This window comes from Mesorhizobium sp. RCAM 05099, from assembly GCF_059683685.1.
Genome location: NZ_CM185035.1, coordinates 4,449,045 through 4,475,170, shown reverse-complemented (window position 1 = coordinate 4,475,170; position 26,126 = coordinate 4,449,045). Strand labels below are relative to the sequence as shown.

Here is a 26,126-nt window from a genome sequence, read left to right as displayed (position 1 = left end):
CACGCCTGTTTTTATTTTCCGAGCACGAGGCTCCAGTAGCGGAGGCTGCTGTCGCGGCCGTCGCGCACATAGGCAAGGCCAAAGCGAGTGAAGCGCGGGTCGAGCATATTGCGGCGGTGGCCGGGCGAATGCACCCAGATGTCGAACAGCTTCTGCAGGTCGAAGCGGCCCTCGGCGATATTCTCGGCGGCCGCACCAGCAATGCCGTTGCCCTTGACCCGCGAGGCGAAATCCTTGCCCCAGCCGGTGGTGTGGGTCATGCGGCCCCCCTGCGCCATATAGCCGGCCTGCTGCAAGGCTGCCTGTTCGAGTTGCGCGTCGGGGACCAGCGGCGCGAGACCCGCCGTGGCGCGGATACTGGTCAGCGTGCCGGTGGCGGAGGAGGAGACCCCGGCGCCTTCACCGGTTGGCAGCGAAACGGTGCTGCAGGCAGCGAGCCCGGCCAAGGCCGCGAGGCCGGCTGCCTTGAGCCATCTGCGCCTGTTCAGGCTTGCTTGACGGATTTCGATGTTTTCAGCTGTCATGCCTGTCTGACATAGTCGCGATCATGGCTTTTGCCGGGCAAGGCGGTGAAAATACTGCCTTCGTTGTCGATCCCGATGGTCATCGCATCGAGGCCGCCTTCAACGCGCCACAATAGAGTCCGCGCCGCCGGCTTTCGCCCACATGGTGATGACAATCCCGTGAGGGCGTGTCCGAGATCATCGATCCGGCGACAAGCCCTGGCAAATCGTCTATGGTGCTACATCTACTAGTGGCAGCTGCAGGCGGCCATCTCGGCGGTGACCGCCCCGACACACGGGAGGAAGGTTATGGCCGGTTTTCATGTCATGGCGGACGCGCGTGGGGTGCATGTGCAACCCGTGGTGCGTCGCATCACCACGACGGATCTCTGGGACGCGCTCAAGCTCGGCGTCGAGGATTTCTGGGCAAAACCGTCGCATTACGTGTTCCTGTGCCTGATCTATCCGATTGTCGGCCTGATCCTGACGCAGTGGACGTCGGGCTCTAACGCCATCCAGCTCGTCTATCCCTTGATGTCGGGCTTCGCCCTGGTCGGGCCGTTCGCCGCGATCGGTCTTTACGAGATCAGTCGCCGGCGCGAGCTCGGCATGAACACCTCCTCGGCGGCACGCACTCGACGTGCGCCGCTCGCCGGCGGTTCCCTCGATCGCGGTGATCGGCGCCATGCTGGTCGCGCTGTTCCTGTTGTGGCTGTACACCGCGCAATCGATCTACACCGGCCTGTTCGGCGATCAGCCGCCGGCCTCGATCGGCAGCTTCGTCCGCGAGGTGCTGACGACCGGAAAGGGCTGGACGCTGATCCTCGCCGGCAACGCCGCCGGCTTCGTCTTTGCCGTGGTCGTGCTGGCCACCACCGTGGTTGCCTTTCCATTGCTGCTCGACCGCGACGTCGGCGCGGTCTCGGCCATAGAGACCTCGGCCCGCGTGGTGATGGCAAATCCGCTGCCGATGGCATTGTGGGGGCTGTTGGTCGCCGTGCTTCTGGTGGTCGGCTCGATCCCGCTGTTTGCCGGGCTCGCCGTGGTCATGCCGGTGCTCGGCCATGCCACCTGGCACCTCTACCGCAGGGTGGTCGAACCGGAGCGAGCACAGCAGATAAGGCGGCCAATGTAGGCAGGACCACGATTCCGAAAAGTGGGAGCCGTTCTTCGGAAAACCAAGAAGCCGTCAGCGTTGCGCGTCGGTCGCCATCTTCAGCGCCAGCGCCGTCAGTACGGTCCCCATCATCCAGCGCTGGATGACCAGCCAGAGCGGCCGTCCGGCGAGGAAGGTGGCGATTGAGCCTGCCGTCACCGCGATGATGGCATTGATGCTGAGGCTGATCGATATCTGCGTGGCGCCGAGCACCAGGAGTTGCGACAGGACATGGCCTTTGCCGGGGCTGATGAACTGCGGCAGCAGCGACAGATAGAGTACGGCCACCTTCGGATTGAGCAGATTGGTCATCAGGCCCATCATGAACAGCTTGCGCGGCCGGTCTTTCGGCAATTCGCGCACCTGGAACGGCGAGCGTCCGCCAGGCTTCACCGCCTGCCAGGCCAGCCACAAGAGGTAGAGCGCACCGGCAAAGCGCAGCGCGTCATAGGCGAAGGGCACTGCGAGCAGCAGGGCGGTGATGCCGAACGCAGCCGACAGCACATAGAAGAGAAAGCCGAGCGCGACGCCACCAAGCGAGATCAGTCCGGCTTTGGGCCCTTGCGACAGGGAACGCGAGATCAGATAGATCATGTTGGGGCCGGGCGTCAGCACCATGCCGAGGCAGACCAGCGCGAAGGCGATATGATTGGCGGTTTCAGGCATCTGATCACTCCAGCGCGCCGCGATGGATGCGCGGCAGCACGCGGCCACATGTGCCCGCCCCGGTGGGCGCGCGCAAGAGCATGGCGGTGCCAGCTGTTGCGCCAGTGTTACCGCTGCCCTTCGGATCAGCTGACGACGCGCAGGTTCGACAATTCGTTGCCGATTTCCTTGAAATCGTTCGACAAGGTGGCGCCGGTCGCATTCCAGAACAGTTTGGCCGGCTTGCTCGCGTCCGTCGGATCCTTGCGGAAACGCGAGTCCGACGAGCAGGATTTCAGCGCGTCGATCGCCTGCTTGTCGCTGGTCTTGGTGGTGGACAGGTCGAGCGCCACCGTCATCACCATGATGTTGGCCGCCTTGGCGTTGTTGCAGAGCGTCGCCATCTGCTCGTTGAGCGCGTTGGTGTAGTTGCCGTTCGAATAGTCGAACTGACCGATGGCGCTCGACGTGCCCAGGAACATGCGGCCGACCGAGGTGCCGTTGTAGCCGGGCTTGAGGTAGCCATAGGACGCATAGGTCGATTTGGAGTCGGCGGGATCGGAATAGCCCAGGGACGAAGGCGTATAGTAGGTGTTGGCGCCATCGGTCAGCACGATCACCACCTTGTCGTTGCCTTTTTCCGTTTCCGGGCGCCCTTGCGTAAACGGCTCGCCGCTGGAAACCACCCGCCAGCCCCACGCCATGCCCTCGGGAACACTGGTGCCGCCATTCGGCTGCATCAGGTCGATGGCTGCCTTGATCGCCGTCAGCCCATTGGTGTTGCTGACGTCGGTCAGCGGCGTGATCGGACTGGTGGTGCAGCTGTAGTTCGGGCCATTGCCGGCGGATAGCGCCGGCGCATTGATTGGCCGCGGCTGGAAATATTTGGCCATGTTGCGCAGCCGGGACTGACCGGTGCTGCTCGACGGGTCGTCGTTCCACCAGCTGTTCACGGCGCCGTAGGTCGTCGGCGCGGCCTCATCGGGGTCCTGGGTGAGCTTCCAATGATTACCAGGTTCGTCCGGCGCGAACATCGGCACGAACATCGTCGCCGGATCGCCGACGCCTATGCCGGTGTTAGCCGAGCCGCCGGAGGGCGCGGCGTCGTTGACATTATAGGGATAAGGTCGGGCTTCCACGCATCCTTGCCAGCTGGCGAACGGACCATAGGAATCGATATAGTCATATTCGTCGTGGCTGCGTTTGCAGGTGTTGTTCCAGTTGTATTCGTCGCAAACCACGCGCTTGCTGCTGACGACGCGCTCGTGGTTGGTGACGACCTTCATGTCGTGGTAGAGCGAAAACCGGGTCAGCATCTGGCCTTCCTCGCTGCCCCAACCGGTGCCGCGCTTGTACCAGATGCCGTTGGTCTGCTGGGCGTATTTGTCGGCCGCGTTCAGCGTCGACCAGTCGAAATTCTCGTTCGATACTGGCGACAGGCCCTCGGTGTCCATCCAAGATGCGTTGCCGTTGCCAGGACCGACATTTACCGAGGCGGCAAATGGCACGAGGCCGAATTGCACCGGCTTGTCGACCTGCTTGATCATCGCCGCTTGCTGGGCAAGCGTGTCGACCAGCTGTTTGGCCGCGTCCTTGAGAAGATCGATGCGCTTTTGTCCCGAGCCTGTTCCGGGCGTGACCATCGAACCGGAATTGTCGAGCACCAGGGCGACTTCCAGAGTGTTCTTCAGCCGCACTTCGGAGGTGACGTCAAAGCTGATCTTCTGGTTCGCGTCGGCTTCGGATTTGCCGATGAGTTGGGCAAAGACAGGATAGAAATAGGGCTTGTAGTCAAGCCGCGCGCTCATCTTGAGCAAGCCGCCGCCGCTGGTGTTGCTTGGCAAGGTGACGCTGAGCGTCGTGTTGGCGGGATCGATATTGTTGAGGTTGGCGTTGAAGAAGTCGACGGCATAGGCTCTTAGCTGGTCGTCGGTCGCGCCTTCCGTCAGCCGGCGCGCAGTGGCGAAGTTGGCGGCGTCGAGCGCGTTCGTCACCATCTGCTTTTCGCGGTTCATCTCGGTGAAGTCGACCGCCATCGCTAGGCCGCCCATGAGCGGAATCATCGCAACGGCCGTCATAAGAGCATAGTTGCCGCGTCTGTCGCGGCAGAACTGACCCCAGAGTTCATGCATGTCTTGCTGCGGCCCCCGCCGGCGGATTCTCGATCGAGGCCAGCTTTCCACAAAACGCTGAAGGACGGGTTTGGGAAACCGCTCGATTGCTTGGTCGGCGCTTCACCAACCGCTAACCAATCCGGCAAGCTTGTTCTTCATCCGGGCAGGCAGGGGCATCTCGCATCGGGATAATGCCGACCTGCGGGTGATGCGCGGCTGCCCGCGAAAGCTGGTGACAGGCCGGAGCGGTTCGGTTAATCCGAACCGGCTGCGGCGAACCGTCGGTCGCAGCACTCGCAACGATCATGACTGAAGGAACCGGCATGGCGGATTCGCCTGAAATCATCGGCTCGCTCGAGGACGTGTCGAAAGCCTATTCGGCAATCCTGTGTGATGTCTGGGGCGTGGTGCATAACGGCGAAAGGCACTTTCCGGCGGCTGCCTCGGCGCTGGCAAGGGCGAGAGAGGCAGAAATCCCCGTCGTCCTGATCACCAATTCACCGCGCCGCAATGTCGATGTCGTGGCGCAGATGAACGCGATCGGCGTTCCATCGTCAGCCTATGACCGTGTCGTCACTTCCGGCGATGTCACCCGCGACCTGATCGCCGACGGCCCACGCAGGATTTTCCATATTGGCGGTGACCGCGATTTCACGCTCTATGATGGTCTCGATGTCGAGCTTGTCGAGGAGTTCGAGGCATCCGGCGTCGTTTGCACCGGATTGTTCGATGACGAGGTCGAGAAGCCCGAGGATTACACGGAGCTTCTGCGGCGGCTGCGCGCCAGGAACCTGCCGTTCATCTGCGCAAATCCCGATATCATGGTCGAGCGCGGCGAACGCATCATCTGGTGCGCCGGTGCCCTGGCTCGCGACTATGCGCAGCTCGGCGGCCGGACGCTGATCGCCGGAAAACCTTACGCGCCGGTATATGAGGTCGCGATGAAGGAACTGGCGGACATCGTTGGCCGGCCAGTCGAGCGTTCGCGGGTGCTGGCCATCGGTGACGGCATGATGACCGACGTGAAGGGTGCGGTCGACAACGGTTTTGACGTTCTTTATGTCTCTGGTGGCATCCACGCCCGCGACTATGGCGATGCATCGCAACCGGATCCGGCAAGGTTGAGGACCTTCCTGGAGAAGCATGGCTATCGTCCGGTGGCCGTCATTCCGAAACTGCGGTAGGTGACAATGACAGCCTTCCAGCACATTCTGGCAACCGCGCCGCTACCCGCCGAATTGCGTGGCGGCGTGGTGGCGATCGGCAATTTCGACGGCGTCCATCGCGGTCATCAGGCGGTGCTTCAGCAGGCATTGGCCGAGGCCGGGCGGCGCGGGGTGCCGGCTCTGGTGCTGACTTTCGAACCGCACCCGCGAAAGATCTTCAGGCCGGACATGCCGTTGTTCGTGCTGACGCCGCCGCCGATGAAGGCGCGGCTCCTGTCGCTGCTGGGTTTTGCCGCGCTGGTCGAACAGCCGTTCACGCGCGACTTCGCCTCGTTGTCGGCGGAAGCGTTCGTGACCGATGTGCTGGAGAGGAACCTTGGCATCACCCATGCCGTGACCGGTTTTGATTTCCATTTCGGCAAGGACCGCCAAGGTGGCCCGGCCTACCTGATGGCGGCCGGCGGGCGCCATGGCTTCGGCGTCACGCTCGTCGACGCCTTTCGTGACGAGGGCGCCGAGGTGGTGTCGTCGAGCCGCATCCGCGGCTTGCTCAGCGACGGCGAGGTGGCCGAGGCCGCCGGCCTGCTCGGCTATCGTTTCACTGTCGAAAGCGAGGTGGTGGGCGGCCAGCGGCTCGGCCGCACCCTTGGCTTTCCAACCGCGAATATGAGACTTTCTCCGGAAGCCGCGCTGAAGGAGGGCATCTATGCCGTCCGCTTTCGTCGCGCCGACGGCACGCTTCATGACGGCGTCGCCAGCTTCGGCCGTCGTCCGACCGTCGATGACAATGGCGCGCCGCTTCTGGAAACCTTCGTCTTCGATTTCTCCGGCGATCTCTATGGCGAAATCTGCCAGGTTTCCTTCTTTGGTTTCCTGCGCAGCGAGATCAAGTTCGACGGTCTCGATACGCTGGTTGCGCAGATGAAGCGCGACGAAGCCGAGGCGAGGGCGCTGCTTGCCGGCGTCAGGCCGCTTTCGGAGCTGGATCGCGCCATCGCCTCCTGAGGGTTTAGCCGAAACAGCCGCGAACTGTGAACCAGTTCATCGAAGGCGGCCAGCGGAAAGCCCAACATTCATCGATGAAAATCGACATATTCGTCTGGAGCGTTGTGCTCGTTTGCGCCGGACTGTTCATCCTTTGCGATGGTCTGAGCGCGCACTGGGGCAAGACCGGCAGCGGCCGCAGCCTGGCATATGTCATGCTTTTGTCGCCGATCTCCTACGGGGCATTTGCCATCATCAACACACGGTTGAACCTCGCCGTGACAGGCGCGCTGGTCAACACCATCGTCGTGGCCGGCGCCATGCTGGTTGGCGTCATTGTTTTCAAGGAAGAGGTTTCCTCGCTGCAGTATGTCGGGATCGGACTGGCACTGATCGCGGTGACGCTGCTGAATCTTTCGTAAGCCTGTCGGCGGGGCTACCTCTTCAGAGCCAGGCCGAGGGCGATGAAGCTCCAGCCCTGGAAGATCAGGTCGATCGCCAGAAAGAGCCCAAGAACCCACAGGCTGTTGACCGGCCACCCCATGGCGATGATCAGGCCCGCAAGCGCGCTGATGATACCGGCGGCGACGATCCAGCCCCAGCCGGGTTCCGGCCGGTGACCGTAGCCGACCCAGACCCTGAGCACGCCTGACGCGACCAGCGCGACGGCCAGCAGGAAGGTCAGCACGGTCGAAGCGAGAATCGGATTGTCGAAAGCGAAGAAGCCGGCGACCGCGTAGAGCAGCCCGCTGAGCAGCCAGTAGAAGAAGCGACCCCAGGTCTTGACGCCGAACGCATGCACGATCTCGATGACACCGGCCATCAGCATCAGCCAGCCCACGACATAGACCGAAGCCACGGTGGCGATGAACAGATTGCCGAAGGCAATGCCGCCGAAGATGAGCAGCAGCACGCCAAGCGCCACGAACCACCCCCATTTCGCCCGTGTCTGGCTGATTGCGGTTTTCAAGGCGTCGCCATGCAGGGTCATTGTCGCGGTCTCCTCAAGGGCTGCGGGATACTACCAAGGAAAGGTTAGTCCCGGCGTCGGGGAACGTCCAGTCGATGACCGACGGCCCGATCGCGGGAAACCGCGACCGGGATGTCTCTGGCTTAAATCAAAATTTACCAAGCGGCGGCCAAAGCTGTCATCGGTAAGCGTGTTCGTTGTGTTAGTGGAGTGGCCATGAGTCGGGTCGGAAAAATCTCTGTGCTGTTGGCCGTTGCGGTGCTGGGTGAGGCAGGCGCAGCCAACGCGGGCGAGGGCAGTTGGCTGTCCGGCGATTGGTATCTGACTGTTGGTGCCACGGGCATGGTCGCGCCGAATTTCGAGGGAGGCAAGAAGTATCTGCTCAGCGCCTCGCCGATCATCTCGCTGGGCAAAGCCGGTCCCGCGGCCCGTTTCACCTCGCGCAACGACAACATCTCGCTGGCGCTGGTCGACGACGGCGGCGTCCGCGCCGGTCTGACCGGCAAATTCCTGTTCTCCCGTGACGATGGCGACGCCGACGAATTGAAGGGCCTCGATCCGGTGCGCTGGGGCGGCGAAGTGGGTGGTTTCTTTGAATTCTATCCGACGGATTGGCTGCGCGCGCGTGCCGAACTGCGCCACGGCATTCGTGCTCACAACGGCTTTGTCGCCGATATCGCCGCCGATGCGTTCTACGATGTGACGCCAACTGTCAGGATTTCGGGCGGACCACGCGTTTCTTTCGCCTCGGCGAACTATTTCGACGCCTATTACGGTGTCGATGCGCAGGAGGCCGTCGCCTCCGGCCTCAGCGAATATAATCCAGGTGGCGGGCTGAAATCGACCGGCCTCGGCGGCGCGATAACCTGGAAGGTGACCGAGCCGATGACCGCCAGCCTGTTTGGCGAATATTCGCGCCTGATGGGGCCGGCGGCCGATTCCAGTCTGGTCAAGGAACGCGGTGACCGCAATCAGTTCATGATCGGCGTGTCGACCACCTACCGCTTCGACTTCACGATGTAAGTGAATCGAACGAGAGACGCTTTATTCCTGCGCTCATCTCCGCTAAAAGCCCACCAATGACGAGCTTTTCGCGTCCCGTCGCCATTGCGATACGAATTACCGGCCCGGTGTTTCGGGCGGCCTGAGCGCCGCTGGAACCGCCGGGAATCTTGCGCGCGACCCTCGCGCCTTTCCAGATCATCAACGCATATCGCCCAGAAGTGGCTCCGTTTTGGGAAAACGATATGCGTCAAAGCGAAGACTTCAACGCCGCAGGCCGTCTGGCCGGGCACGCACATGGCAGACCAATGACCGACGAAACGCCCAACAATTCAACGATCGACTATTCCAAGACGCTTTATCTGCCGCAGACGGATTTCCCGATGCGCGCCGGCTTGCCCGAGAAGGAGCCGCTGCTGGTCAAGCGCTGGCAGGACATGGACCTCTACCGCAAGCTGCGCGAGAGCGCGGCCGGCCGCACGAAATACGTGCTGCATGACGGCCCGCCCTATGCCAATGGCAACATCCATATCGGCCATGCGCTGAACAAGATCCTCAAGGACGTCATCACGCGCTCGTTCCAGATGCGCGGCTATGACTCGAACTATGTACCTGGCTGGGACTGTCACGGCCTGCCGATCGAGTGGAAGATCGAGGAGCAGTATCGCGCCAAGGGCAAGAACAAGGACGAAGTGCCGGTCAACGAGTTCCGCAAGGAATGCCGCGATTTCGCCGCGCACTGGATCACGGTGCAGGGCGGCGAGTTCCAGCGGCTCGGCGTCATCGGCGACTTCAAGAATCCCTATACGACGATGGCTTTCCATGCCGAGGCGCGCATCGCCGGCGAGCTGCTGAAGTTCGCCATGTCGGGCCAGCTCTATCGCGGCTCCAAGCCGGTGATGTGGAGCGTGGTGGAGCGCACCGCGCTGGCCGAGGCCGAGGTCGAGTACCAGGATTATGAGTCGGACACGATCTGGGTGAAGTTTCCGGTCGCCAGCCTTGCTCGACAGGTCGCCAATGCCGAAGAGCCGGCAAAGCTGACCGAGGCGTCGCTGGACCTGCTGGAAGCCCACGTCGTCATCTGGACGACAACGCCCTGGACCATCCCCGGCAACCGCGCCGTCAGCTATTCGCCGCGCATCGGCTACGGTCTTTATAAGGTCACGGCGGCCGAGAACGCCTTCGGACCGCAGCCGGGCGAGAAGCTGATCTTTGCCGATGCTCTGGCGGAAGACTCCGCCGCCAAGGCCAAAGTCACCTTGAATCGCCTTCACAGCGTTTCGGCGGAACAGCTTGGAAGCCTTACACTTTCGCATCCGTTCAAGGGCTTTGGCGGCGGCTATGAATTTCCGGTGCCGATGCTCGCCGGAGATCATGTCACCGACGATGCCGGCACCGGCTTCGTCCATACAGCGCCCGGCCATGGCCGAGAGGACTTTGACGCCTGGATGGATGCGGCCGCGGATTTGCGCGCGCGCGGCATCGATGCCGTCATCCCCTTCACGGTCGACGATGCCGGCTTCTTCACCAAGGATGCGCCGGGCGTCGGTCCGGATCGTGAAGGTGGAGCCGCGCGCGTCATCGACGACAACGGCAAGAAGGGTAACGCCAATCAGGCCGTCATCGATGAGCTGATCAAGCGCAACGCGCTGTTCGCGCGCGGTCGGTTGAAGCATTCCTATCCGCATTCCTGGCGCTCGAAGAAGCCGATCATCTTCCGCAACACCCCGCAATGGTTCGTCTATATGGACAAGGACCTCGGCGACGGCACCACGCTGCGCAGCCGCGCGCTGAAGGCCATCGACGATACCCGGTTCGTGCCGGCGGCGGGCCAGAACCGTATCCGCGCCATGATCGAGGAGCGCCCCGACTGGGTGCTGTCGCGCCAGCGCGCCTGGGGCGTGCCGATCGCCGTGTTCGCCGACGCCGACGGAAATGTGCTGAAGGACGAGGCGGTCAACCAGCGCATCATGGACGCCTTCGAGAAGGAGGGCGCCGACGCCTGGTTCGCAGCCGGCGCCAAGGAGCGTTTCCTTGGCAATCACGATGCCTCCAAATGGAAGCAGGTGATGGACATCCTCGATGTCTGGTTCGATTCGGGCTCGACCCACGCCTTCACGCTGGAGGATCGTCCGGATCTCAAATGGCCGGCCGACGTCTATCTCGAAGGCTCCGATCAGCATCGCGGCTGGTTCCACTCCTCGTTGCTGGAAAGCTGCGGCACCCGGGGCAGGGCGCCTTACGACACCGTCGTCACCCATGGCTTCACCATGGATGAGGAGGGCCGCAAGATGTCGAAGTCGCTCGGCAACACCGTCGTGCCGCAGGATGTCATCAAGCAGTCCGGCGCCGACATCCTGCGCCTGTGGGTGGTGACGACCGACTACTGGGAAGACCAGCGGCTCGGCAAGAACGTATTGCAGACCAACATCGACGCCTACCGCAAGCTGCGCAACACCATCCGCTGGATGCTGGGCACGCTTGCCCATGACGATGGCGAAGAGGTGCCGCTGGAAAAAATGCCGGAGCTGGAGCGGCTGATGCTGCACCGGCTGTCCGAGCTGGATGACGTCGTGCGCTCGGGCTACGATGCCTTCGAGTTCAAACGCATCACCCGCACCTTGCTCGATTTCATGGTGGTCGAGCTGTCGGCCTTCTATTTCGACATTCGCAAGGATGCGCTCTACTGCGACGGGTCCTCGAGCGTGAAACGCAAGGCCTCGGTGCAGGTGGTGCGCCATCTCTTCGACTGTCTGGTGAAATGGCTGGCGCCGATGCTGCCCTTTACGATGGAAGAGGCCTGGCTCGACCTGCATCCGGGCGCTGTCTCGGTGCATCTCGACCAGTTCCCACAAATCCCGGCGGACTGGAAGAACGAGGCGCTGGCGGAAAAATGGCGCAAGGTGCGGCAGGTGCGTCGTGTCGTCACCGGCGCGCTGGAAATCGCGCGCGCCCAGAAGGTGATCGGCTCGTCGCTGGAAGCAGTGCCGGTCGTCACCATCAACGATGCGGCGCTCGAGGCGGCGATATCGGATGTCGACATGGCCGAGATGGCGATCACCAGCGACCTGGTCATCGCTCATGGCAATGCACCGGCGGGCGCCTTCACCCTGGACGACGTCAAGGGCGTCGCCGTGGTGGTCGAGAAGGCCGAGGATCGCGGCCTGGTGAAATGCGCGCGGTCTTGGCGCTACACCGCCGATGTCGGGCAGGACTCTGCATTTCCCGACGTTTCGGCGCGCGATGCGGCGGTGCTGCACGAGTTGAAGGCATTGGGTCGGCTTTGACCGGCCGGCCGGAAGCCTCTATCGGTGCACAATTGCCACGCCGGGCGGGTGAAAACCGCCCGCGCGTTGCCCTTAACGAGCGGTTGAGGTAAACACGCGAAACTCCGGAAGACAAATTGTCGCCGGATTTCCGTCGCAAGTGCTTGGACGATGGGGACCGGACATTGGGCCGGTGGCAATCGAGAGGCTGTCTAGAGTGGGACTTTTTGGCATGACCGAGAGATATAACGCGCGCCTTGCGCTGCTGGCGCCGCTTGTCGCATCGGGCCTCGCTCTGTCCGGCTGTGTCGGCTCTCCGACCTACGGGACCGACAAGACCGCCGGCGAACAGCTGGCCGGCGATATTTCTGGCGCCTTTTCGTTCGCGCCGAAGCGCAAGGAACAGATCGACTACAAGCCGCGTCCGACGCTGGTGAAGCCTGCGCCGGGGCAGAAGGAAGCGCTGCCGGCGCCGCAGGACAGCATCGAGACGGCGAGCGCCGAATGGCCCGAATCGCCCGAGCAGCGCCGCGCCCGCTTGCGTGCCGACGCCACCGCCCACCAGAATGATCCAGCCTATCAGTCGGAAATCGTTGACGACGTGCAGACCGATCCGGAATCGGTCAAGAAGGCGATGGCGGATTCGGGATCGAGCCATCCGCCACGCTGGACGCCGGCTGATTCCGACAAGGGCCGCGCCGCCGAGATCCAGCGCCGCCTTGCCGAAAGCAAGCAGGGCGATCCGAACACCCGCAAATATCTGAGCGAGCCGCCGGTGCAGTATCGCGTTGCCGCCGACACCGCGCCGAAGGATCAGCTCGGTGAAGACGAATACAAGAAGGAACGCCGCCTGAAGAAACTGGCGGAAGGCAAGAAGGGCAGCGGCTGGTTCGACTGGCTGCCGTCCCTGTAATAACTAGCGACGTTGATTGCATTGGCTGACGGGTATTGCGCCCGGTTCAGTAGCGACGTTCGCGGAAGAATCCCTTCAGCAGCACCGCCGCTTCGGTTTCGGCCATGCCCGGATAGATGTCCGGCACGTGATGGCAGGTTGGCGAGGTGAAGAAACGCACACCGTTGACCACCGCGCCGCCCTTTTCGTCGGCCGCGCCGAAATAGAGCCGGCGCAGCCGGGCGAAGGAAATGGCGCCGGCGCACATGGCGCAGGGCTCCAGCGTCACATAGAGATCGTGCCCGGTCAGCCGCTCGGCTGACAGTTTGCGGCAGGCTTCGCGGATCGCCAGCATCTCGGCATGCGCCGTCGGGTCGGCAAATTCGCGGGTGCGGTTGCCGGCACTGGCAACGACTGTGCCGCCGCTGGCGATGACGGCGCCGACCGGCACCTCGCCGCGCAAGGCGGCTGCTTCGGCCTCCTTCAGCGCCAGCGCCATGAAATCCGGCCGCGTCACGCGGTTTCCATTCCGATTATCTCCTCGCCACCCGGCGGCGATCCTGTTATTGAGCGCATCAACCCGGAAATCGGACTCGATTTCCGGAAATGATCATGCGCCAAATCAAAGTGCCACAGCGTTCGTTGCGCGCCCGAAAGGATGCGCCACGCTGTAGCAGCGCAAACGGATAAAGGCCACATGGACGACAACGACAAGAAATCTCCGCGCCAAAAAGGCCCGGGCAAGAAACCTGCGGCTCCGCGAGGCGACAGCGGCGGCAAGCCGTCCTTCGGTACGAAAAAGCCCTATACGCCGCGCGGCAATCGGCCGATGGCGACCGAGGGCGAACGGCCGAAGCGCGACTTCAAGAGCGGCGACAAGCCATTCACGAAGGGACCGCGTCCCGAAGGCAAGCCCTATGAGAAGCGCGAAGGCCCGCGCAAGCCTTACGCGCCGCGCGGCGACCGCCCGATGGCTGCCGAAGGTGAGCGACCCAAGCGCGACTTCAAGAGCGGCGACAAGCCATTCAGCAAGGGACCGCGTCCCGAAGGCAAGTCCTATGAGAAGCGCGAAGGCCCGCGCAAGCCCTACGCGCCGCGCGGCGACCGCCCGATGGCTGCCGAAGGCGAGCGGCCCAGGCGCGACTTCAAGAGCGGCGACAAGCCATTCAGCAAGGGGCCGCGTCCCGAAGGCAAGCCCTATGAGAAGCGCGAAAGCCCGCGCAAGCCCTACGCGCCGCGCGGCGATCGTCCGATGGCTGCCGAGGGCGAGCGGCCAAAGCGCGATTTCAAGCCGCGCGAAGCCGGTGAAGCCGGACGCGCCGAGAGGCCGTTCCACAGCGGCCCGCGCCCCGCAGGCAAGCCCTTTGAAAAACGCGAGGGTCCGCGCAAGCCTTACGCGCCACGCGGCGACCGGCCGGCTGCTGCGGCGGGTGGCGAACAGCGCTTCGACCGTCCCAAGCGCGATTTCGCTGAACGCCCCAAGCGCGACTTCGGTGGCGACAGACCCAAGCGTGATTTCGGCGATCGGCCGCAAGGAGCATCGGGCGGCGGCTTCAAGCCGCGTTCCAGTTCCCCCGGGGCGGCGGAGGAGGCAGGCGAGCGCATCGCCAAGCGGTTGGCGCGTGCCGGCCTTGCCTCGCGCCGCGACGCCGAGGAGCTGATCGCCGCCGGCCGCGTCAAGGTCAATGGCCGCGCTCTGACCTCGCCGGCCTTCAACGTCATGCCAGGCGACATCATCCATCTCGATGGCATGGAGATCCCGCCGATCGAGCGGACGCGCCTGTTCCTGTTCCACAAGCCGGCCGGCGTTGTCACCACCAACCGTGATCCCGAGGGCCGCAAGACCGTCTTCGACGTGCTGCCGGCCGAATTGCCGCGGCTGATGACCATCGGCCGGCTCGACATCAACACCGAAGGCCTGCTGCTGCTCACCAATGATGGCGGCCTGTCGCGTGTGCTCGAACTGCCGGCCACCGGCTGGCTCAGGCGCTACCGCGTGCGCGTGCATGGCAAGGTCGAGGAAAGTGCGCTTGCCGGCCTGCGTGAAGGCATAGCCGTCGACGGTGTCTTCTACGGCGCCATCGAGGCGACGCTCGACCGCGCGCAAGGCACCAATGCCCGGCTGACGATCGGCCTGCGCGAGGGCAAGAACCGTGAGGTCAAGAACATCCTGGGCTCGCTCGGCCTTGATGTGACGCGGCTGATCAGGATCTCCTACGGTCCATTCCAGCTCGACGATCTCGCCGAGGGCCATGTGCTGGAGATCAAGGGCCGCGTGCTGCGCGACCAGCTTGGTGAACGCCTGGTTGAGGAATCCGGCGCCAATTTCGACGCCGATATATCGAACCCGTTTTCCAACAAGCCGGTGCGGCGTACCGAAATCCGCGAGCCGGAACCGGAACGGCCGAAATTCACGCGCGATGGCGAGCGCCGGCCGATCGGCGAGGGTGGTTTGATTAAGAACCGCAAGCGCCGCGAGGGCAGCCGCGACGAAGCGCTGGGCAAGCTGTCGACCAGTCCCGACAGAGCCTCCCGGCCGGAGAAGAGCTTTGGCGAACGTGGCCCGCGACCCGAACGCGGCGGCTTTGGCGACAAACCCCGCGGCAATTTTGGTGACAAGCCGCGCGGTGGCTTCGGTGACAAGCCCCGTGGTGGCGGCAAGAAATCCGAGCGCGAACAGCGGCCCATCGAGCCGCCGGGCCAGCGCAAGGCCAATGTCTGGATGGCGCCGGGTGCGCGGCCGATCGGCAAAGGCCGGGCCGAGGCTGACGCCGCCAAGGCCGCGGACGCCAAGGCACGCAAGGCATCATTCAAGCCGTCCTATGGCAAGCCCGGCGGCGCCAAGCCGTTCGGCAAGCCGCGCGGCGAGCGCCCGGGCGGCAGCGAGCGGCCGCGTGGCGGCCCCAAGGGGCCCAGAACGAGATGAGGCCCGGATTGAAATGAGAATCGTCGGCGGTGATTTTCGCGGGCGCCCGCTGGCGACGCCCCGCAGCAGCGCCATTCGCCCGACGACCGATCGTACCCGCGAGGCCGTCTTCAACGTGCTGGCGCATCGCTTCGCTAAGCAGCTGGACGGCGCGCGCGTGCTCGACCTGTTCGCCGGCACTGGCGCGCTTGGTCTCGAAGCGCTGTCGCGTGGTGCCTCATACGGTGTCTTCATCGAGGAATCTGCCGAAGGCCGTGGCCTGATCCGCGACAATGTCGAGGCCTTCGGCCTGACCGGCCGCACCAAGATATTCCGCCGCGATGCAACGGGCCTTGGCGAGGCGGGCACGCTTGCGCCGTTCGGCCTCGTTTTCGCCGACCCGCCCTACGGCAAGGGCCTTGGCGAGCGCGCCTTGCAGTCGGCGAAAGCCGGCGGCTGGCTTCGCCCCGGCGCGTTGTGCGTGGTCGAGGAGGCAGCAGCGGCTCCCTTCGAGCCCGGCCCCGGCTTCTCCGTGCTTGACGAGCGCAACTATGGCGAGACCGTTATCCGCTTCATCGAGGCAGCCTGATCGCCTGCCTGCGCGGCCGGCCTCTTTGCCGCCGCCTTTGCCTGAGACATGACGAACAATTCACTTTGCTTGTCGTACCGACCCCGCCTATCGTCTTGCCGAGGAACCGGAGCCATTGATGACATTTCAGGCTGAATGGCTGCGCACAACGCTGCTGGCGACGTCGTTGGCTTTCACCATGGCCGGCCCGGTGCTGGCCGACAGCCCCGTGTTGCCCAACACGAAGCCGGCCGAATTCAAGGTCACGGATTTCCTGCTCGACAATGGCATGGAGGTCGTCGTCATCCCGGACCACCGCGCGCCGATCGTCACCCACATGGTGTGGTACAAGATCGGCAGCGCCGACGAGCCGCCGGGCAAATCCGGCATCGCGCATTTCTTTGAGCATCTGATGTTCAAGGCGACGACCCACCATGCGGCCGGTGAATTCGACCGCGCCGTCTCCGACATCGGCGGCTCCAACAACGCCTTCACCTCTTACGATTACACCGCCTTCCACGAGACGGTGGCGCCATCGGCGCTTGAGCTGATGATGGGCTTCGAGGCCGACCGCATGCGTAATCTCATCCTCACCGACGATGTCATCAAGACCGAACGGGACGTCATTCTCGAGGAGCGCCGCTCGCGCATCGACAACAATCCCGAGGCGGTGCTGGACGAGGAAGTCGACGCCACATTGTGGCAGAACCAGCCCTATCGCGTTCCCGTCATCGGCTGGATGCAGGAGATGGAGCAGCTGAACCGCACCGACGCCACCGCCTTCTATGACAAATATTACCGGCCCAACAACGCCGTGCTGATCGTTGCCGGCGACGTCGAGCCGGACACGGTCAGGGCGCTGGCCGAGAAGACCTATGGCAAGGTGGCCCGCGGCCCCGATTTGCCGCCGCGCATCCGCCCGGTCGAGCCGGAGCAGAACACCAAACGCACGGTCACGCTCTCCGACGCCCGCGTCAGCGTGCCGAGTTTTTCGACGCAGTGGGTGGTGCCGTCCTATCACTCGGGCAAGCCGGGCGAAGCTGAAGCGCTCGACCTGCTTGCGGAAATCCTAGGCGGTGGCAATCGCAGCCGGCTCTACCAGGCGCTGGTCGTCCAGCAAGGCATTGCTTCCAGCGCCGGCGCCTATTTCCAGGGCACCATGCTCGATGATACCAATTTCACCGTCTATGGCACGCCGCGCGGCGATGTCAGGCTCGCCGATGTCGAAGCGGCGGTCGATGTGGAAGTGGCGCGCATCGCCAGGGATGGCGTCACGCCAGCGGAGCTGGAAAAGGCCAAGGACCGCTATGTGCGCTCGATGATCTTTGCCCGCGACAAACAGGATTCCATGGCCAACATCTACGGCTCGACACTGGCCACCGGCGGCAACGTGCAGGACGTCCTGCAATGGCCAGACCGCATCCGCAAGGTCACCGCCGACGAGGTCAAGGCCGTTGCCGCGCGCTATCTGGTGCTTGACCGGTCGACAACCGGCTACCTGTTGCCGCAAGCCAAGGCGGAGAATTGATGATGATGAACCAGCACCGCCGCGGCTTGCCTTCTCCCACAAGGGGGAAGGAAAAGCGCGCGCCGCGTTCGCAACCCTCTTCCTCTCCATCATCTTCCTGATCCTGCCGGCGCTTGCCGCCCGGGCCATGGACATCCGGCAAGTCACCTCGCCAAAGGGCGTCACCGCCTGGCTGGTGGAGGACTATTCGGTGCCGATCGTCGCCATCCGCTTCGTCTTCGGGGGCGGCTCGACGCAGGACCCGCCAGGCAAGGAGGGGCTGGCCAATCTGATGACCGGCCTGTTCGACGAAGGCGCCGGCCCACTCGACAGCGAAGCCTTCCAGATAAAGCTCGACGATGCCGGCGCCGAGATGAGCTTCGAGGAGAGCCGCGACGGCATCTATGGCTCGATGCGCATGCTGGCCGAGCAGCGCGACGAAGCGTTCGATCTGTTGCGGCTGGCGGTCAACGAGCCACGCTTCGACCAGGCGCCGATCGACCGCATCCGCGCCCAGATCCTGTCCGGCATCATCGCCGGCGAGAACGACCCCGATACGGTGGCGCAGAACAAATGGGCGCGGGTACTCTACGGCGACCATCCCTATTCGCGGTCCGACCAGGGCACCGGGCAGAGCATCGCCGCCATCACGCCGGATGATTTGAAAGCCTTGCACAAGGCGGTTTTCGCGCGCGGAGGCCTGCATGTCGCCGTGGTCGGCGCGATCGACCCCGAAACCCTGAAGAAGAAGCTGGACATGGTGTTCGGCGACCTGCCGCAAAGCCAGGCGCTCGCCCCCGTGGCCGATATCGACCCGAAGCTGGCGCAGCATGTCGAGGTCGATTACAATTTGCCGCAGACCTCGTTGCAGCTCGCCTATCCCGGCGTGAAGCGCAAGGCGGCGGATTTCTTTCCCGCCGTGCTGATGAACGAGATCCTTGGCGGCGGTACCTTCACTTCGCGCCTGTTCCAGGAGGTGCGTGAGAAGCGCGGGCTGGCCTATAGCGTCAACTCCTCGCTGGTCAACCAGGACCACGCCAGCGCGCTGATCGTCAGCACCGGGACTCGATCCGACCGCGCGGCCGAGACGCTGGGGATCGTTCGTGACGTGGTCAGGCAACTGGCCGAGGGAGGCCCGACCGAGGCCGAATTGGCGGCGACCAAGAAATACATGATCGGCGCCTACGCCATCAACAATCTGGACTCCTCGAACGCCATTGCCGCGACGCTGGTCGAATTGCAGCTCGACGACCTCGGCATCGACTACATGCAGCGCCGCGCCGCCTTCATCAACGCGGTGACGCTCGATCAGGTCAAGGCGGCGGCGAAGAAGCTGCTGTCCACCGAACCGACCATCATGATCGTCGGGCCGAAGCTTGCCGAGGCCGGCAAGGGATGAGCCCGACTTTCGGCATCGCCTTCGGCGGCGGCGGCGCGCGCGGGCTGGCGCATATCCATGTCATCGAGGCGCTCGACGAACTGGGCATCAGGCCCGTGGCAATAGCCGGCTCGTCGATCGGCGCCATCATGGGCGCCGGCATGGCCTCCGGCATGACCGGCAGGGATATCCATGACTATGCCCGTTCGATCCTCGGCCGCCGCGCCGAAGTGGCGAGCCGCATGTGGCGGGCGCGGCCGGGCACGATCGCGGAAGCCATGCAGAGCGGCATTCGCGTCAGCCAGTTCAACGTCGAGCGCATCCTGAAGGCCTTTCTGCCCGAGGCCATTCCCGAAAGCTTCGCCGAGCTCAAGATCCCGCTAAAAGTGACGGCGACGGACTATTTCGGCCACAAGCTTGCCGTCTTCGATGACGGCGAACTGCATTCGGCGCTCGCGGCTTCAGCGGCCATTCCCGCCGTGTTCCGCCCAGTGACGCGCGATGGAAGGCTGCTGATCGATGGCGGCATCTACAACCCCGTGCCCTTCGACCTCATCGAGAACGACGCCGACATCATCATCGCCGTCGACGTGGTCGGCGCGCCGGTGGAAGTCGATCGCAAGCAGCCAACCTCCGTCGATCTGATGTTCGGCGCCACGCAATTGATGATGCAGTCGATCATCGCCAACAAGCTGAAGCAGGGCCGGCCCGACATCCTGGTCCGTCCGACGGTGTCGAAATACCGCGTGCTCGATTTCCTGAAGATCGACGCCCTGATGAACGAGACGGTGGCGATCAAGGACGAGCTGAAGCGGGAAATCCAGAAGGCAGTTGAGACGCGGGGCGGGAAGGGCAAGCGCGTGGCTGGATGATGCATCCGGGATGCGCGCCGGTCGGGCTCGGCCTGGGCCTCGGGCAAGCCGGCCGCCTAAGGCATCGCAGGGCGCTCATTTTTGAACATAGGCAGGCTTTTTCGGTTCGGCGCTCATCGCGCGAAGCGACGTTTGATGCGATCGACAACTGCCCGTATGGGAGCGGATGCGCGCCAGGTCGTGCTGGATGTTATGGCGGCCAGATGGGTCTGCGCGTCCAGGCTCGTCTTTCGCATGCATTCAATCTCTTCGATCAGCTTTGAGTTCTCAGAATGCAGCCGCTCTATTTCGGCATGGATTTTTGGGGAATGCACCTCGGCAATATGAGACCATAGCTGCCGTTGCGATCGATCCAGGTAAGTCTCCCGGTCCAATGCGTGAGGCTGGAGTTGATCTCGGACCGCGGATGCCAGACTGCCGAGGCCGATGACGGCCACTGTGTCTGGGAGGAACACTGTTTCGTGCGTGATGCCGAGATGATCGAGCAGACGTTCCGCATTGACGATTGCGTCCGCGATCAGGTTGGCGTCGTGGAAGCAAACAATGCAGTCCGGTTTCACAAGTGGCAAAACACCGACAAAGTCCGAAAAACAGGCCCTGTTCGTGTGCTCGCCGTCGATCAGCGTAAGTGTGGCCTTGAAGCCGATCGCGTCGGCGCGCACATCGGAGACGTCGCTGTCGATCGTGGTAAGCTTGGCCATTGCCGCCGGGGGAAGGCAATCCGACAGTACGGCGATCATTCGGGCAGCTGAGTTTTCGGGATAGTGAAAAAATTGCGAGCGTTCGTCAGGCTGCGCCGGGGGCCGCGGATCGACCGATATCGCTGCCTCGCAGGCCGGATCAATCAGGTGCGGGAACAGGCTGCCGCCGATATGCGAGCCAACCTCAAGGTAAACATAGTGGCCTAACGCCGCGCGAGCGAAATTTTGCACCCGCAGGAAACTGGTGCGGTCACTAAGGGTGCTCTCGGTCTTGACCTGGAAAACGGCAATATCGAGTGTCTCGATCATGCCCATCGCTTGATCCGCGGTTTGCATTGGGGTGTCTCCCTGGGCAATTGGTTGCGACTTGCTTGCACGGCGCTTTGGACAGACCGTCGCGAATTGACGGTTGTTCCGTTGCACTTCAACTGGATATCCGCAACAGCATATTTCGATATGGAATCGTGATGCACTGAAAGGTCGATTGTGAACCGCCTCTATACAGATCTTCTGATCAAGATCATTGCCAATACCATCTACGGCTCCGGCTCGCAGGTGATGGATCCCGCCAAGGTTGGCGAGTCGACCCCGTTCAATCGCGAGGATCGGCTCAATGGCCGCGATTGGCCAACGGTTGCCCATTCGATGGCGGGCATCAAGCGCCTGACCAATCTGCGCGACCTCGTCCAGCGCGCCATCGATGAGAATGTGCCCGGGGATTTCATCGAGACCGGCGTCTGGCGCGGCGGCTGCTGCATCCTCATGCGCGGTGTGCTGGCCGCCAACGGGCTCACGGACAGGAAGGTCTATGTCGCCGACTCGTTCGACGGTCTGCCGCCGCCGGACCCCGAGAATTTTCCCGCCGACCGGGGCGACAGGCTGCACGAGTTCCGCCAACTGGCAATCGACCAGGGGCAGGTTGAAGCGAATTTTGCCGCCTATGACCTGCTGGATGACCAGGTGGTCTTCGTCAAAGGCCTGTTCGGCGACACGCTGCCCGGCCTGAAAGCCGGCCCTTTCGCCCTGATCCGGCTGGACGGCGATCTGTACGAGTCGACGATGGACAGCCTCGAAGCGCTCTATTCAAGGCTGTCGCCGGGCGGTTTCGCTATCATCGATGACTTGGCGCTGCCGACCTGCCGGCAGGCAGTCGAGGATTACCGCGCACGCAACCACATCACCGCGCAGATGCACGAGATAGACTGGACAGGCGGTTGGTGGCAGAAGTCAATTACCGACAACTGAGCCACGGAAGCGCGATGAACGCAGAACCACGTGTCAGTCGTTGTTGTTGCGTACAACATTCCCCGAGAACTGCCCTGAACCCTGCTTCCACTCGGTAAGGTGGGAGAAGATCGGCGTGACCGACGGGGCGCGGATCGTGATGCCCGGGGTGTGGCAGGCATCTGCGCACCGAGCTGGGTCAATGAAATGCCGGCGGCTAACCAACAAAACTGTCGCCCTCAGTCCTTCGCCCGCTCCACATAAGCCCCATCGGCCGTCATCACCACCACGCGGGTGCCGGGGGCGATGTGCGGCGGCACCAGCGTGCGCACGCCGTTGGAAAGCACGGCCGGCTTGTAGGACGACGAGGCCGTCTGTCCCTTGGTCGTCGGCTCGGTTTCCACCACTTCGAAGGTGGCGCGCTGAGGCAGCACCAGGGAAATCGCGATGCCGTTGTGCTGCGAGATCTGCACCGCCATGCCTTCGGAGAGGTAGGGGGCCATGTCGCCGACCACGCTTTCCGACACCGCCACCTGGTCGTAGGTCTCCGGGTTCATGAAGTGATAGCCTTCGCCATCGCTGTAGAGGAAGGTGTGCTCGCGCTCCTCCACATAGGCGCGCTCCACCTGCTCGGTGGTGCGGTAGCGCTCCGAAACCTTCACTCCGTCGGCGATGCGGCGCATGTCGAGCTGCGTCACCGGCGTGCCCTTGCCCGGGTGGATGTTTTCGGCAAAGAGGATCACATAAAGCTTGCCGTCCTTGTCGACGACATTGCCTTTGCGGAGCGAACTGGCGATGACTTTCACCACGGCTTACAATCCTGAAATGGTTGATTGGTACAAATCGGCTTCAGCAGCCGTCCGCTGCGAACTAGCGCATCTTGGCCACAACCGCCAGCCCCATTCCATATGATCTGAGCCATGACTGATGCCTCGCCCTGGTGGACGCCACACGTCCACGCCGACCGCCGCCCGCGGCTGATGCTGCGCAACGCTATCGCCGCCAGCTTGCGCGACTGGTTTGCCCGCCACGACTTCGTCGAGGTGGAAACGGCGGCCCTGCAGGTCTCGCCCGGCAACGAGGCGCATCTGGCGGCTTTCGCCACCGAAGCGGTCGGGCCGGACGGCGCGCGGTCGCCGCTCTATCTCCACACATCACCGGAATTCGCCTGCAAGAAGCTGCTCGCCGCCGGCGAACAGCGCATTTTCAGCCTCGGTCCGGTCTACCGCAACCGCGAGCGCGGCCCCTTGCACCATCCCGAATTCACCATGCTCGAATGGTACCGGGTGGGCGAGACCTATGAAAGCTTGATGCAGGATTGCGCCGCCCTTCTGGCGCTGGCCGCGACAAGGTCGGGGACGACGCGCTTTTCCTTCCGGGGCCGCGACTGCGATCCGTTCGCCGAGCCGGAGCGGCTGACGGTGGCGGATGCCTTCACCCGCCATGCCGATATAGACCTGCTGGCCACGGTCGCCGCCGACGGCGCCACCGATCGCGACGCGCTATACGCCGCCTTGACCCGGGCCGGCCTGCGCACCGCGCCCGATGACAGCTGGGCTGACCTGTTCAGCCGGGTGATGGTGGAAAAGGTCGAGCCGTTCCTCGGGCGGGGGCGGGCGACCATTCTGTGCGAATATCCGGTGGCCGAGGCGGCATTGGCGCGGCCAAGCCCGCGCGATCCCCGCGTCGCCGAGCGCTTTGAACTTTATTGCTGCGGTGTCGAGCTCGCCAACGGCTTTGGCGAGTTGACCGACGCCGGGGAGCAGCGCCGGCGTTTTGTCATCGAGATGGACGAGAAAGAGCGCGTCTATGGCGAGCGCTATCCACTGGACGAGGATTTCCTGGCGGCCCTTGCCATCATGCCGCAGGCCAGCGGTGTCGCGCTCGGCTTCGACCGGCTGATCATGCTGGCAACCGGCGCGAAAAGGATAGAGGACGTGATCTGGACGCCGGTGGCGGAGTCTTAAAACCACCAGACACTGGCGCTTCCCTTCATCTGCCCGCCGGGAGCCAGCGCGGATACACGCCGGCAATCACTCCACTGATTCCTGCCTTCGCCATTGCACAAGCCGAACCGGAACAATAGATGGGTGGCAGCGGCCGAAGCTGGCCGCGCACCAGCAGGATCGCGCGCATGACCGATACATCAGAGGCAGCAAAATTGACCGACCGTGTCGCGGCTTTGGTCGAGGCTGCCAAAAAGGCTGGCGCTGATGCCGCCGACGCGGTGGCCGTGCGCGGCCGCTCGACCGGCGTATCTGTGCGTCTTGGCAAGGTCGAGGCGACGGAATCGTCCGAGAGCGAGGACGTTGCACTGCGCGTCTTCGTCGGCGGCAGGGTGGCGAGCGTCTCGGCGACGGCTGCGTCTGACCCAAAAACGCTGGCCGAACGGGCGGTCGCCATGGCGAGGGTTTCGCCCGAGGATCCCTATCAAGGCCTTGCCGATCCGGCATTGCTGGCGAAACAGACCCGCGATCTTGACCTGTTCGATGCCACCGAAGTGTCCGCCGACCAGTTGAAGGAAGCCGCACTCGCGGCGGAAGCCGCAGCCCTTGCCGTCAAGGGTGTGACCAATTCGGCTGGTGCCAGTGCCGGTGCCGGTCTGGGCGGTCTGGTGTTGGCCACTTCGCACGGCTTCCTTGGCCATTATATCGGCTCGCGTTTCTCGCGCTCTGCCAGCGTCATTGCCGGCGAGGGCACCGGCATGGAACGTGACTATGAATTCTCCTCGCGCCAGCATTTTGCCGATCTCGACGCGCCGGAGGATATCGGCCGCAAGGCCGGCGAACGCGCCGTGCGCCGCATCGGCGCGCGCAAGGCGGCGACTGGGCCGATCGATGTGGTGTTGGACCCGCGCGTCGCGCGCGGCATCGCCGGCCATCTGGCCGGTGCCATCAATGGCGCCTCGGTCGCGCGCAAGACGTCGTTCCTGCGCGACATGATGGGCAAACAGGTGGCCGCGTCGGCGATCACCGTGACCGACGAGCCGCTCAGGCGGCGTGGCCAGGCCTCGCGTCCCTTCGACGGCGAGGGCGTCGAGGGCGAGAAGCTGTTCATGGTCGAAAAGGGCGTGCTCAACCACTGGTTCCTGTCGACATCGGCCGCGCGCGAGCTGGGGCTCATCACCAACGGGCGTGGCGCGCGCAGCGGCTCCTCCGTCTCGCCGTCCTCCACCAATCTCGCCATCGAACCAGGCGAGCGGTCGCCGGAAGACCTGATCAAGTCGCTCAAGACCGGGTTCTATGTCACCGAAGTGTTCGGCCAGGGCGTCGACATGGTCACCGGCGAATACAGCCGTGGCGCCTCGGGCTTCTGGATCGAGAATGGTGAGCTGGCCTATCCGGTCGCCGAGGTTACGATCGCTTCGAACCTGAAGACCATGTTCCTCAACATGGTGCCGGCGAGCGACCTCGACCGCAATTTCGGCACCGCGGCCCCCACGCTTCTGATCGAAGGCATGACCCTTGCCGGAGCATGACCTGACCACGGCCGGTGCCGTCGAGGATCTGCCGCTGCTGCGCGATGCCGCCCGCGAGGCGGGGTTCATCGCCATGCGCTACTTCGGTAACAACCCGCAAGTCTGGTTGAAGGGCGGCACATCGCCGGTCAGCGAAGCCGATCATGCCGCCGACGCCTATCTGCGCGAGACCCTGCTTTCGGCACGGCCGGATTATGGCTGGCTGTCGGAAGAGACGGCCGACGATCCGGCGCGGCTTTCGGCGCGCCGCACCTTCGTCGTCGACCCGATCGACGGCACGCGCGGTTTCCTGGAAGGCCAGCGCACCTGGTGCGTCAGCGTTGCCGTCGTCGAGCAGGGCCGCACACTTGCCGGCGTGCTGGAATGCCCCGCGACCGAAGAAACCTATTGGGCGCTGCCTGGTGAAGGCGCCTTCCGCAACGGCCAAAGCATTTCGGTACGCAAGCCGGCGGAGATGGCCGAGATTTCCGGCCCCAAGCCGCTGATCGACCTGCTGCCGGCCGAGTGGCTGGCGCGCTTGAAACGGGCTCCCTACAGTCCTTCGCTAGCGTATCGGCTGGCCATGATCGCCAATGGCGCGCTTGACGCGACTTTCGTCAAGCCGAACGCGCATGACTGGGATATCGCCGCCGCCGATCTCATCCTGCGTGAGGCCGGCGGCCGGTTGCTCGACCGGCATGGCCGCGCGCCGCTCTATGCCGGCGAGGTGATCCGCCACGGTGCGCTCGCCGCCGGCAGCGGTGAATTGCTGGCCGTGCTCGCCAATGTCATCGCCGGACTGGATGCGTGAAAGCG

The 26,126-nt window shown here is 63.8% G+C and carries 23 protein-coding genes and 1 pseudogene; 16 read left to right on the top strand and 8 right to left on the bottom strand.

The features are described from left to right. Positions 1-11: 11 nt before the first annotated feature. Positions 12-524, bottom strand: coding sequence for a CAP domain-containing protein (locus tag AC56QQ_RS22220; RefSeq protein WP_489860774.1), 513 nt, complete (start codon positions 522-524; stop codon positions 12-14). 288 nt (positions 525-812) lie between these two features. Between AC56QQ_RS22220 and AC56QQ_RS22215 the strand changes: the two are divergent. Continuing rightward, a pseudogene (locus tag AC56QQ_RS22215) lies at positions 813-1,638 on the top strand (DUF2189 domain-containing protein). Between the two features lie 54 nt (positions 1,639-1,692). Here AC56QQ_RS22215 and AC56QQ_RS22210 read toward each other — a convergent pair. Next, positions 1,693-2,325 carry a LysE family translocator gene (locus AC56QQ_RS22210; protein ID WP_497123380.1) on the bottom strand — a complete coding sequence of 211 codons (633 nt, stop codon included), beginning with the start codon at positions 2,323-2,325 and terminating at the stop codon, positions 1,693-1,695. A gap of 125 nt (positions 2,326-2,450) precedes the next feature. Beyond that, complete coding sequence (locus tag AC56QQ_RS22205; RefSeq protein ID WP_497123379.1) at positions 2,451-4,436, bottom strand: TadE/TadG family type IV pilus assembly protein; 1,986 nt, start codon at positions 4,434-4,436, stop codon at positions 2,451-2,453. Between the two features lie 305 nt (positions 4,437-4,741). Between AC56QQ_RS22205 and AC56QQ_RS22200 the strand changes: the two genes are divergently transcribed. The 3 genes from AC56QQ_RS22200 (at position 4,742) to AC56QQ_RS22190 (ending at position 6,990) form a co-directional block, all read left to right on the top strand. Further along, positions 4,742-5,602 carry a TIGR01459 family HAD-type hydrolase gene (locus AC56QQ_RS22200; protein ID WP_497123378.1) on the top strand — a complete coding sequence of 287 codons (861 nt, stop codon included), beginning with the start codon at positions 4,742-4,744 and terminating at the stop codon, positions 5,600-5,602. A gap of 6 nt (positions 5,603-5,608) precedes the next feature. Next, on the top strand, positions 5,609-6,589 hold the full coding sequence (locus tag AC56QQ_RS22195; protein ID WP_497123377.1) for a bifunctional riboflavin kinase/FAD synthetase: 981 nt from the start codon (positions 5,609-5,611) through the stop codon (positions 6,587-6,589). 74 nt (positions 6,590-6,663) lie between these two features. After that, positions 6,664-6,990: a hypothetical protein gene (locus tag AC56QQ_RS22190; protein ID WP_489860780.1), complete on the top strand. Its 327-nt coding sequence runs from the start codon at positions 6,664-6,666 to the stop codon at positions 6,988-6,990. 14 nt (positions 6,991-7,004) lie between these two features. Here AC56QQ_RS22190 and AC56QQ_RS22185 read toward each other — a convergent pair whose 3' ends face one another. Further along, on the bottom strand, positions 7,005-7,559 hold the full coding sequence (locus AC56QQ_RS22185; protein ID WP_489860781.1) for an HdeD family acid-resistance protein: 555 nt from the start codon (positions 7,557-7,559) through the stop codon (positions 7,005-7,007). Between the two features lie 195 nt (positions 7,560-7,754). Here AC56QQ_RS22185 and AC56QQ_RS22180 point away from each other — a divergent pair, with 195 nt between their 5' ends. After that, the gene (locus tag AC56QQ_RS22180) at positions 7,755-8,561 is read left to right on the top strand and encodes a MipA/OmpV family protein (protein ID WP_497123376.1); all 807 of its coding nucleotides are present in this window, start codon (positions 7,755-7,757) and stop codon (positions 8,559-8,561) included. Here the strand turns inward: AC56QQ_RS22180 and AC56QQ_RS22175 are convergent. Continuing rightward, a complete protein-coding gene (locus AC56QQ_RS22175) occupies positions 8,551-8,742 on the bottom strand; it encodes a hypothetical protein (protein ID WP_489860783.1) in 192 nt (63 codons plus the stop codon). The two genes, AC56QQ_RS22180 and AC56QQ_RS22175, sit on opposite strands and share 11 nt — an antisense overlap. A 106-nt stretch (positions 8,743-8,848) precedes the next feature. Between AC56QQ_RS22175 and ileS the strand changes: the two genes are divergently transcribed. Together ileS and AC56QQ_RS22165 are read left to right on the top strand one after the other, a co-directional pair. Next, on the top strand, positions 8,849-11,827 hold the full coding sequence (ileS, locus tag AC56QQ_RS22170) for an isoleucine--tRNA ligase (protein WP_497123375.1): 2,979 nt from the start codon (positions 8,849-8,851) through the stop codon (positions 11,825-11,827). Between the two features lie 211 nt (positions 11,828-12,038). Then, positions 12,039-12,719, top strand: a complete 681-nt coding sequence (locus tag AC56QQ_RS22165; RefSeq protein WP_091577423.1) for a hypothetical protein — start codon at positions 12,039-12,041, stop codon at positions 12,717-12,719. Between the two features lie 46 nt (positions 12,720-12,765). On the opposite strand, the gene AC56QQ_RS22160 is transcribed toward AC56QQ_RS22165, so the two are convergent. Further along, positions 12,766-13,215: a nucleoside deaminase gene (locus tag AC56QQ_RS22160; protein ID WP_497123374.1), complete on the bottom strand. Its 450-nt coding sequence runs from the start codon at positions 13,213-13,215 to the stop codon at positions 12,766-12,768. Between the two features lie 180 nt (positions 13,216-13,395). Here AC56QQ_RS22160 and AC56QQ_RS22155 point away from each other — a divergent pair, with 180 nt between their 5' ends. The 5 genes from AC56QQ_RS22155 (at position 13,396) to AC56QQ_RS22135 (ending at position 19,928) form a co-directional block, all read left to right on the top strand. After that, positions 13,396-15,624 (top strand): pseudouridine synthase, encoded by a 2,229-nt coding sequence (locus AC56QQ_RS22155; protein ID WP_497123373.1) that lies wholly within the window; start codon positions 13,396-13,398, stop codon positions 15,622-15,624. 13 nt (positions 15,625-15,637) lie between these two features. After that, positions 15,638-16,192, top strand: coding sequence for a 16S rRNA (guanine(966)-N(2))-methyltransferase RsmD (gene rsmD / locus AC56QQ_RS22150; RefSeq protein WP_497123372.1), 555 nt, complete (start codon positions 15,638-15,640; stop codon positions 16,190-16,192). Positions 16,193-16,310: 118 nt separating this feature from the next. Further along, the gene (locus AC56QQ_RS22145) at positions 16,311-17,699 is read left to right on the top strand and encodes a M16 family metallopeptidase (RefSeq protein WP_497123371.1); all 1,389 of its coding nucleotides are present in this window, start codon (positions 16,311-16,313) and stop codon (positions 17,697-17,699) included. 88 nt (positions 17,700-17,787) lie between these two features. Then, positions 17,788-19,077, top strand: a complete 1,290-nt coding sequence (locus tag AC56QQ_RS22140; protein ID WP_497129086.1) for a M16 family metallopeptidase — start codon at positions 17,788-17,790, stop codon at positions 19,075-19,077. After that, the gene (locus AC56QQ_RS22135; RefSeq protein ID WP_497123370.1) at positions 19,074-19,928 is read left to right on the top strand and encodes a patatin-like phospholipase family protein; all 855 of its coding nucleotides are present in this window, start codon (positions 19,074-19,076) and stop codon (positions 19,926-19,928) included. Before AC56QQ_RS22140 ends, AC56QQ_RS22135 begins: the two co-directional genes overlap by 4 nt. Positions 19,929-20,041: 113 nt before the next feature. On the opposite strand, the gene AC56QQ_RS22130 is transcribed toward AC56QQ_RS22135, so the two are convergent. Continuing rightward, the gene (locus AC56QQ_RS22130) at positions 20,042-20,965 is read right to left on the bottom strand and encodes a class I SAM-dependent methyltransferase (protein WP_497123369.1); all 924 of its coding nucleotides are present in this window, start codon (positions 20,963-20,965) and stop codon (positions 20,042-20,044) included. Between the two features lie 150 nt (positions 20,966-21,115). Here AC56QQ_RS22130 and AC56QQ_RS22125 point away from each other — a divergent pair, with 150 nt between their 5' ends. Beyond that, positions 21,116-21,874, top strand: coding sequence for a TylF/MycF/NovP-related O-methyltransferase (locus AC56QQ_RS22125; protein ID WP_497123368.1), 759 nt, complete (start codon positions 21,116-21,118; stop codon positions 21,872-21,874). Between the two features lie 218 nt (positions 21,875-22,092). Here the strand turns inward: AC56QQ_RS22125 and efp are convergent, their stop codons facing one another. Next, the gene (efp, locus tag AC56QQ_RS22120) at positions 22,093-22,662 is read right to left on the bottom strand and encodes an elongation factor P (RefSeq protein WP_091577433.1); all 570 of its coding nucleotides are present in this window, start codon (positions 22,660-22,662) and stop codon (positions 22,093-22,095) included. Positions 22,663-22,773: 111 nt separating this feature from the next. Here efp and epmA point away from each other — a divergent pair, with 111 nt between their 5' ends. The 3 genes from epmA (at position 22,774) to AC56QQ_RS22105 (ending at position 26,121) form a co-directional block, all read left to right on the top strand. Beyond that, on the top strand, positions 22,774-23,820 hold the full coding sequence (gene epmA / locus AC56QQ_RS22115) for an EF-P lysine aminoacylase EpmA (protein ID WP_497123367.1): 1,047 nt from the start codon (positions 22,774-22,776) through the stop codon (positions 23,818-23,820). Positions 23,821-23,987: 167 nt separating this feature from the next. Continuing rightward, on the top strand, positions 23,988-25,331 hold the full coding sequence (locus AC56QQ_RS22110; RefSeq protein WP_497123366.1) for a TldD/PmbA family protein: 1,344 nt from the start codon (positions 23,988-23,990) through the stop codon (positions 25,329-25,331). Continuing rightward, entirely contained in the window at positions 25,318-26,121 is an 804-nt protein-coding gene (locus tag AC56QQ_RS22105; RefSeq protein ID WP_497123365.1) for a 3'(2'),5'-bisphosphate nucleotidase CysQ, read from the top strand. Before AC56QQ_RS22110 ends, AC56QQ_RS22105 begins: the two co-directional genes overlap by 14 nt. The last annotated feature ends 5 nt before the right edge of the window (positions 26,122-26,126 follow it).

Bases quoted from the DNA above. Each gene is read 5' to 3' on its own strand.
- AC56QQ_RS22205 (WP_497123379.1), bottom strand. From the start codon at position 4,436: ATGCATGAACTCTGGGGTCAGTTCTGCCGCGACAGACGCGGCAACTAT.
- AC56QQ_RS22165 (WP_091577423.1), top strand. From the start codon at position 12,039: ATGACCGAGAGATATAACGCGCGCCTTGCGCTGCTGGCGCCGCTTGTC.
- AC56QQ_RS22175 (WP_489860783.1), bottom strand. From the start codon at position 8,742: ATGATCTGGAAAGGCGCGAGGGTCGCGCGCAAGATTCCCGGCGGTTCC.
- AC56QQ_RS22130 (WP_497123369.1), bottom strand. From the start codon at position 20,965: ATGCAAACCGCGGATCAAGCGATGGGCATGATCGAGACACTCGATATT.
- AC56QQ_RS22220 (WP_489860774.1), bottom strand. From the start codon at position 524: ATGACAGCTGAAAACATCGAAATCCGTCAAGCAAGCCTGAACAGGCGC.
- AC56QQ_RS22210 (WP_497123380.1), bottom strand. From the start codon at position 2,325: ATGCCTGAAACCGCCAATCATATCGCCTTCGCGCTGGTCTGCCTCGGC.
- AC56QQ_RS22190 (WP_489860780.1), top strand. From the start codon at position 6,664: ATGAAAATCGACATATTCGTCTGGAGCGTTGTGCTCGTTTGCGCCGGA.
- AC56QQ_RS22145 (WP_497123371.1), top strand. From the start codon at position 16,311: ATGACATTTCAGGCTGAATGGCTGCGCACAACGCTGCTGGCGACGTCG.
- AC56QQ_RS22180 (WP_497123376.1), top strand. From the start codon at position 7,755: ATGAGTCGGGTCGGAAAAATCTCTGTGCTGTTGGCCGTTGCGGTGCTG.
- AC56QQ_RS22200 (WP_497123378.1), top strand. From the start codon at position 4,742: ATGGCGGATTCGCCTGAAATCATCGGCTCGCTCGAGGACGTGTCGAAA.
- AC56QQ_RS22135 (WP_497123370.1), top strand. From the start codon at position 19,074: ATGAGCCCGACTTTCGGCATCGCCTTCGGCGGCGGCGGCGCGCGCGGG.
- AC56QQ_RS22155 (WP_497123373.1), top strand. From the start codon at position 13,396: ATGGACGACAACGACAAGAAATCTCCGCGCCAAAAAGGCCCGGGCAAG.
- ileS (WP_497123375.1), top strand. From the start codon at position 8,849: ATGACCGACGAAACGCCCAACAATTCAACGATCGACTATTCCAAGACG.
- AC56QQ_RS22185 (WP_489860781.1), bottom strand. From the start codon at position 7,559: ATGACCCTGCATGGCGACGCCTTGAAAACCGCAATCAGCCAGACACGG.
- AC56QQ_RS22110 (WP_497123366.1), top strand. From the start codon at position 23,988: ATGACCGATACATCAGAGGCAGCAAAATTGACCGACCGTGTCGCGGCT.
- rsmD (WP_497123372.1), top strand. From the start codon at position 15,638: ATGAGAATCGTCGGCGGTGATTTTCGCGGGCGCCCGCTGGCGACGCCC.
- epmA (WP_497123367.1), top strand. From the start codon at position 22,774: ATGACTGATGCCTCGCCCTGGTGGACGCCACACGTCCACGCCGACCGC.
- AC56QQ_RS22195 (WP_497123377.1), top strand. From the start codon at position 5,609: ATGACAGCCTTCCAGCACATTCTGGCAACCGCGCCGCTACCCGCCGAA.